This is a genomic window from Albidovulum inexpectatum (assembly GCF_002927635.1).
Classification (GTDB): Bacteria; Pseudomonadota; Alphaproteobacteria; order Rhodobacterales; family Rhodobacteraceae; genus Albidovulum; species Albidovulum inexpectatum.
In genome coordinates, this window is sequence record NZ_PRDS01000019.1 from 1 (window position 1) to 6012 (window position 6012).

A 6012-nucleotide genomic window follows, 5' to 3' on the forward strand; every position below is an offset into this window, starting at 1 on the left:
GCCAGCCGCAGGAAGCGGTAGGTTTCGGCCTTGAACGTCGAGACCGCCACGGTCCAAAGCCGCGCGCCCCGCCGCAGGCGCTTGCCGCCCTCGGTGGCGTCGACATAGGTCGGCCCGGAGACCGGGCTTGCCCGATTGAACCCCTCGACGCCCTTGACGGGCGCGACCTGTGCAAAGCCCTCCGCCCGCGCCCAGCCATAGACCGCCGGAGCCTCGTAGCCGGTGTCGATGGCAAGCCGCGCGATCTTCAGATGCGCGCCGCGCTCATGCGGCCAGGTACGGCTGAGCAATTCGGTCAGGTCGCCCCAGGCATCCTGCCGGTCGGGTCCGCCCTCGATCACCACGTGATCGACAAGCCAGCTTTCGAGCCCACGCCCCCAGGCCCAGACATCGACCTCGATGCGGTCTTTCTGCACGTCCGCCCCGGCGGTCAGGAACAATCCGCCCGCGGGAACGATGCCCGGATTCCAGCGTTCACGCCGGTCGTAAAGCAGCTGCCAATCGGGCGCCTCGCCGGTCTCGACCCATGTCTCGCCAAGGATCGTGTTGCGGAACGCCTTGATTGCCTCGTCCGACCCTTGGGCCGCCTCCCATGCCCGCACGATCCGCTCCCAGCTCAGCCAGCCGATGGGTGAATAGAGCGCCGAGAGGTGATAGCCGACGGTGTTCGGATCGGCCGCCGTGGCGGTCGGACGCCATTCGCCCGCTTGCAACATCGCCGTCTTGTGGTGTTCCGCGATGGGCACCTCGCAGGCCTCGCAACGGTAGTCCGCCGTTTCCGGCCGGCCCTTCTCCCAGCGTAGCCGCTCGAATTTCAGCCACTGCATCTGCCCGCAATACGGGCACGGCACGAAGTATCGCCGCTGGTCCGATGCCTCGAACTCGCGTTCGATCCGGGAGAGCCCCCGGATCGTCGGGGTCGAGACCAGGAACACCTTGCGCCGGTGGGCAAAGGTCAGCGACCGCGCCTCGGCCAGCGTCACCGGATCGCCTTCCTCGTCGGCCGACGCCGGATAGGCGTCGACCTCGTCGAGAAAGATGTAGCGCGCCGGGGTGGAGCGCAGCCCGACCGCCGAGTTCGCACCGGTCATGATCAGGATGCCGCCCGCGAATTCCTTGGACAGCATCGTGTTGCCAGCATCCCGCGAGCGTGCCGGTTTGACCCGCTCCCGCAGTTCCGGGCTCTCGTCGATCAGCGGGTCGATCCGCTGGCGGGAGTTCCGTTTCGCCAGTTCCACCGTCGGCTGGACAGCCAGCATCGGCCCCGGTGCCTGGTGGATCGCGAAGCCAATCCAGTTGTTCCCCGCCTCGGTCGCACCAACCTGCGCGGCCTTCATGAACACGATCCGCTGTGTCGGATCGCCGGGCGACAGTCGGTCCATGATCTCGCCCATGTAGGGCGTGCGGACGGTGCGATATCGCCCCGGTTCAGCCGAGGCGCGCCCCGAGAGCATCCGGTGCCGGTCCGCCCATTCCGACACCGTCAAGTCCGGATCCGGCTTGAGGCCTTCACCCCAGGCACGCAGGATCTCCGCCGCGCCATCGAAATCCTCATCGGAGATCGGGTTTGACCTCGGCGAGATCGTCGAGCTGGGCACGGACATGTTTCTCCAGAACCTTCTGCATCTTGGCGGGCTCCACACCCAGCTCTGCAGCCATCAGCGCCGCCGCACGCGCGGGCCAGTTGACCCAGACGTCGCGCTCCTGCCGCGCCAGTCGAAACACCAGCGACAGCGCGCGGGCCCGATCGATCAACTCGCTCTTCAGCTTTTGCAGCCGGATGCGTCGCTCCTGCGCCTTCAGCACTTCGTTCGCCGTCTTGGCCTGCAGGAAGGTCGTGCCGCTACCAACCGGCGGCGCGGCCATCCCCTGTTCCTTGAGCGTCTCGCCAACGGCGGACACCGCCGCTTCCGGGACGGGCTTGAGCTTCGGCTGTGGAGGTTTCCGCGTCTTCGACGGATCGGTCGCCTGCGCGCGCAGGGCATCGCTGGCCTCGGCGTCGATGCTGCCATCGTCGTGCAGCACCAGTCGCCCGGTCGCCTTCGCCTTCTGAATCGCGCCGCGCGACAGGCCGACACGGGCGGCATACTGGCGCTCGCTCAACCCCTCCATGACGCGCTCCGATTATCATGCAAAATCATGTGCTTATGTAGTTGATAAGCCTCCCGACCAGAGCGAACGTGTCATCACAAGGACGATGCAACTCACCACGGAGCCAACCATGACCCGCCTGAACCCCCAGACCACGCCCCGCCACGAACTCCGCGCCGAGAAGGCCCGGTGCAACCACGAAGCCGCGCTTGCGGCCTTCATTGGCAAAAAGGCCGAGATCGACGAGATGCTGGCCCGCTTGCAGGCGCTCAGCGACGATCACTTCGGGTTCGATCCCGAGGCGGTCAACTGGGGCAGCGTCGGGTCGCTCGACCACGTCGCCAGCGACCTCAGGGAGATCACCGACTTCCTGTTCGGCAAAGGCGAATACGCCGAGTGATCCCCGGCGCTGCCGGCACTCCCGCCGCGCCGAGGCGCGGCTCGGGGTCATAGAAGGCACCGCATGACGCGGGCCAGAACTCGGAGACCCCAGATGACCAAGCTATCTGACACCCAACTCGTGATCCTCAGCGCCGCTGCGCAACGCGACGACCGGAACGTCCTGCCGCTTCCCGGCAGCTTGCGCGGAGGCGCAGCGCACAAGGTCATCGACGCCCTGCTCCGACGGGGGTTGGTCGAGGCGACTCCGACCGACCACTTCGCCAAGGCCGACCCCGCGCTGAACCGCATCTGGCGCAACGACGAGGACGGCCGCGCCATTCTCCTGCGCATCACCGACGCGGGGCTTGCCCACATCGGCATCGAGCAGGGCTCGAGCGAAGGCGCGCCCGAAGCCGCCGAGGCCGCTCCCGCGCCCAAGACCCGCAAGCCACGCAGCGGCACCAAACAGGCCCGGCTGATCGAGATGCTCCGCGCCGACGGCGGCGCGACCATCGACGAGATCGTTGCCGCCACGGGATGGCAGTCGCACACTGTGAGAGGCGCCATGTCCGGCGCGCTGAAGAAGCGGCTCGGTCTGAGGATCACCTCCGAGAAAATCGACGGACGCGGGAGGGTCTACAGCCTGCCCAGCGACTAGAGCCGCAGAACACCTCGGTCCGATGCCGCTGCCCCCGCTTGGGGCGGCGGCTTCCTTCTCTCAGAGCGAGATATTCCAGTAATCTAGCACCTTGCGGACCTCTTCCCGCGGATAGTGCGGACCAGCGGATGTCAGATCTTTACGAATGGCGGCCTTCCTGCGGTCTGCCGCCGCCTTGATCCTAGGCGAAAACTTGGCCGTGCCCAGCGGGAGCGTCGTCCGACCCGGTTTGGGCCAGCTCTCCGGATAGGCGTCCCAATTCTCCCAGTCGGCAACCTGACCCGCGATGTCCGCTACGACGTCGTGGTCGCAGGACCAGCCGTAGAGGTGCAGCGCACAGACGCGAAGCATCATCTTTACGTCGGTCATGACGTCCGTGAACGCCTTCAAGGGCGTCGGCAGCAGGACCATGTTCGCGACGCAGGAGAAAAAGCGTCGGTCCTGAACCACTGCGTTGCTGACTTGGTAGAACGCGTCGTCGACGCCCCAGATGTGGCAGCATGACCAGTTCGGTCGTTCTCCGGCCCGAAGGCCGAGAGCGAGCGTCAGCGCCTTGTTCGCATGAACGTTTCCTTCGGACTTGTGGATACTGACGCCGGTCTGGCGGTTTCGGTTCATCTGCGGTTCGGACCAGTTGGCCTTGTAGAACAGCGCGCGTCGCGCATGCTCCGGGTACCAGACCGGCAGATACTTGAACGTCGTCGGGTCGACCCATCGCGCGGTGCGCTCGATCAAGCCCATCACGTCCGAGAGGCTCAGTTCCCGCCGAAGGGCCTCGAGGCCATCCGGCAAGGTGTCGGAATTCGTCGTATGCTGGTCTGAATCCTTCAAAATCTCGATCCCGTCGATTGGCCTGGACGGGAAACGGTTCTTCATGCCCATCCTACACTTTGAGAAACCATAGAATCTGAACGGGATAGCGACAACTTCGAACCTGACCGTCGGCTCTCCGCTAGGTCGGTCGGTCGTTCCTCGACGCGACCCGGATTGCCTCGAACACCCGCCGCAAGGCGAAGGACCGCGCGATACTCACCAACGTGAACACCGCGCCCATCTTCAGGTTCTGCGCCAGCGTCGTGTGCAGCCCGAAAATCGGGAAGATCAGGATTTGCGTGCCGACCGCGACGCCGTAGCCGACCACCACATTGGCGATGGCCTCGATCAGCGACATGAGCCGGGATTGCTTCATGCGACGTCCTCATCCATCGGCCAGCAATTGAGCCGCCAAAGTTCTGAGCGCATACGCGGCAACCAGCGGGACCACGCCGTTGCCGCAGAGCCGAAGGCGGTCCACCCGGTGGGCCAGCCCATCAGCGCCTCGACGAATGCTGGGTTCAAGGTCCGGGGCATATCGCAGGAGCTTCCGCCAACCGTCGGCGTCGCCAGGACCTGGCGGCCAAGCAGGCCGTTCACCGGCGTGTTCGCCAATGTCGTCGCTCCATCCTTGTGATCCCGCGCTGTCGGGGTCATCCACATCCGGCTCACGCCGGTCAGGTCGGCCGCCTTGCGCTTGCCCGCGCTCGGCTTGTTGCCGTCGCTCGCCATCGGCGTCGGCCAGCGGGCGAGCATCTCGGTCCGGTTGCCGCCGCTCGAGCGGGTCCCGGAGCAGGCGCGCGGGGTCGGCCAGTTGGTCGTGCTCGCGATGGGCGAGGATGAAGAGCCGCTCCCGCTTGTGCGGCGCGCCGACTTCCGCCGCCGTGAAGAGGCCCGCCGCAAGGCGGTAGCCCATGTCGACCAATCCTCCGGCGACTTCGGGGAAGCCGAGGCGGAGATGATGGGCGACGTTCTCGAGGAAGACGAAGGGCGGCGCGACCTCGCCGATGATGCGGGCGACATGCGGCCAGAGGTGGCGGGGGTCGTCGGCACCCCGGCGTTTGCCCGCGACGGAGAACGGCTGGCACGGATAGCCCGCAGTGACGATGTCCACCGCGCCGCGCCAATCTCGGCCATCGAAGGTTCCAACGTCGTCCCAGACAGGTGCCGGATCCAGGGCCGCCTCTTCCATCCGGGCCACGAGAATGGCCGCGGCGTATGTTTCCCGTTCGACATGGACCACAGTTCGATATCCGGGCAAGGCAATGGTGAGGCCGAGGTCGAGCCCGCCGGCGCCGGAGCAGAGCGAGAGGCCGAAGAGGCATGCGTTTCCGGCTCCGGAAGCGTCAACGGAGGAAGGTAGAGCCAGGTCATGCATGTCACGCGGCGGTCTTGCGCTTTCGCGCGGGTTCGGGGGTGGTGTCCGTTGCCGAGGGATCGGCCGGGGCTTCGGCATCGTCGCCCAGCCGCTCGGTCCTCACCTGCGCGAAGGTCCGACCGTCGCCGTCGAGGATCGCGTCGCGGCCGGTCTCGGCCTGCCATCGCTCGACCGCGACATCGACATAGGCCGGGCTGATTTCCATCGCGAACACACGACGGCCGTTGGCCTCGCCCGCCATGATCTGCGAGCCGGAGCCCGAGAACGGCTCGTAGCAGAGGCCGCCCCGCGCAACATGTTGGCGCATCGGGATCCCGAAGGCGTCGAGCGGTTTCGGCGTCGGGTGGTCGGGCCGCTCGTCCTTCGCGAAGGACGGCATCTCCCAGGTGGACGGCAGCGTTTCCTCGGCCACCTTCGGCGGGCGGTTCGGGCGGCGCCAACCCATGAAGCAAGGCTCGTGTTTCCAGAGGTAGTGCGACCGGGTGAGAACTCCGCGGTCCTTCACCCAGATGATCTGCTGATGGACGAAGGCACCGGCCTTTTCCCAGCAGGCCTCGAGCATCGCCTGGCGGCGGGAGGCGTGCCAGCAATACCAGGCGGCATCCTCGGTGATCGCCTCGGCGACAGCCGCGGCGATGAAGTCGTCGTAGAGCTCCGCGCCCTGCGAACTGTCGTCCCAGGTGACGCCGTA

The 6012-nt window shown here is 66.6% G+C and carries 8 protein-coding genes; 2 read left to right on the forward strand and 6 right to left on the reverse strand.

Annotated features, from left to right (window positions below; all coding sequences use genetic code 11):
- Positions 1 to 1604, reverse strand: a 1604-nt coding sequence (locus LV82_RS14560) for a phage terminase large subunit family protein (protein WP_211289223.1), incomplete at its 3' end; no start/stop codon positions are given.
- Positions 1552 to 2112, reverse strand: a complete 561-nt coding sequence (locus LV82_RS14565; RefSeq protein WP_104072928.1) for a hypothetical protein — start codon at positions 2110 to 2112, stop codon at positions 1552 to 1554. The genes LV82_RS14560 and LV82_RS14565, both read right to left, overlap by 53 nt.
- A gap of 109 nt (positions 2113 to 2221) precedes the next feature.
- Here LV82_RS14565 and LV82_RS14570 point away from each other — a divergent pair, with 109 nt between their 5' ends.
- Positions 2222 to 2491 (forward strand): hypothetical protein, encoded by a 270-nt coding sequence (locus LV82_RS14570; RefSeq protein WP_104072929.1) that lies wholly within the window; start codon positions 2222 to 2224, stop codon positions 2489 to 2491.
- A 93-nt stretch (positions 2492 to 2584) separates the two neighbouring features.
- Positions 2585 to 3130 (forward strand): DUF3489 domain-containing protein, encoded by a 546-nt coding sequence (locus tag LV82_RS14575; RefSeq protein WP_104072931.1) that lies wholly within the window; start codon positions 2585 to 2587, stop codon positions 3128 to 3130.
- Positions 3131 to 3190: 60 nt separating this feature from the next.
- On the opposite strand, the gene LV82_RS14580 is transcribed toward LV82_RS14575, so the two are convergent.
- From LV82_RS14580 to LV82_RS14595, 4 genes are all read right to left on the reverse strand, one after another.
- Complete coding sequence (locus LV82_RS14580) at positions 3191 to 4006, reverse strand: hypothetical protein (RefSeq protein ID WP_104072938.1); 816 nt, start codon at positions 4004 to 4006, stop codon at positions 3191 to 3193.
- 76 nt (positions 4007 to 4082) lie between these two features.
- Positions 4083 to 4319, reverse strand: coding sequence for a DUF7220 family protein (locus LV82_RS14585; protein ID WP_104072932.1), 237 nt, complete (start codon positions 4317 to 4319; stop codon positions 4083 to 4085).
- 9 nt (positions 4320 to 4328) lie between these two features.
- The gene (locus LV82_RS14590; RefSeq protein WP_104072934.1) at positions 4329 to 5321 is read right to left on the reverse strand and encodes a DNA cytosine methyltransferase; all 993 of its coding nucleotides are present in this window, start codon (positions 5319 to 5321) and stop codon (positions 4329 to 4331) included.
- Between the two features lies 1 nt (position 5322).
- The coding region (locus tag LV82_RS14595) for a DNA-methyltransferase (RefSeq protein ID WP_146065191.1) at positions 5323 to 6012 on the reverse strand (690 nt) is incomplete at its 5' end.

Bases quoted from the DNA above. Each gene is read 5' to 3' on its own strand.
- LV82_RS14575 (WP_104072931.1), top strand. From the start codon at position 2,585: ATGACCAAGCTATCTGACACCCAACTCGTGATCCTCAGCGCCGCTGCG.
- LV82_RS14570 (WP_104072929.1), top strand. From the start codon at position 2,222: ATGACCCGCCTGAACCCCCAGACCACGCCCCGCCACGAACTCCGCGCC.
- LV82_RS14585 (WP_104072932.1), bottom strand. From the start codon at position 4,319: ATGAAGCAATCCCGGCTCATGTCGCTGATCGAGGCCATCGCCAATGTG.
- LV82_RS14580 (WP_104072938.1), bottom strand. From the start codon at position 4,006: ATGAAGAACCGTTTCCCGTCCAGGCCAATCGACGGGATCGAGATTTTG.
- LV82_RS14565 (WP_104072928.1), bottom strand. From the start codon at position 2,112: ATGGAGGGGTTGAGCGAGCGCCAGTATGCCGCCCGTGTCGGCCTGTCG.
- LV82_RS14590 (WP_104072934.1), bottom strand. From the start codon at position 5,321: ATGCATGACCTGGCTCTACCTTCCTCCGTTGACGCTTCCGGAGCCGGA.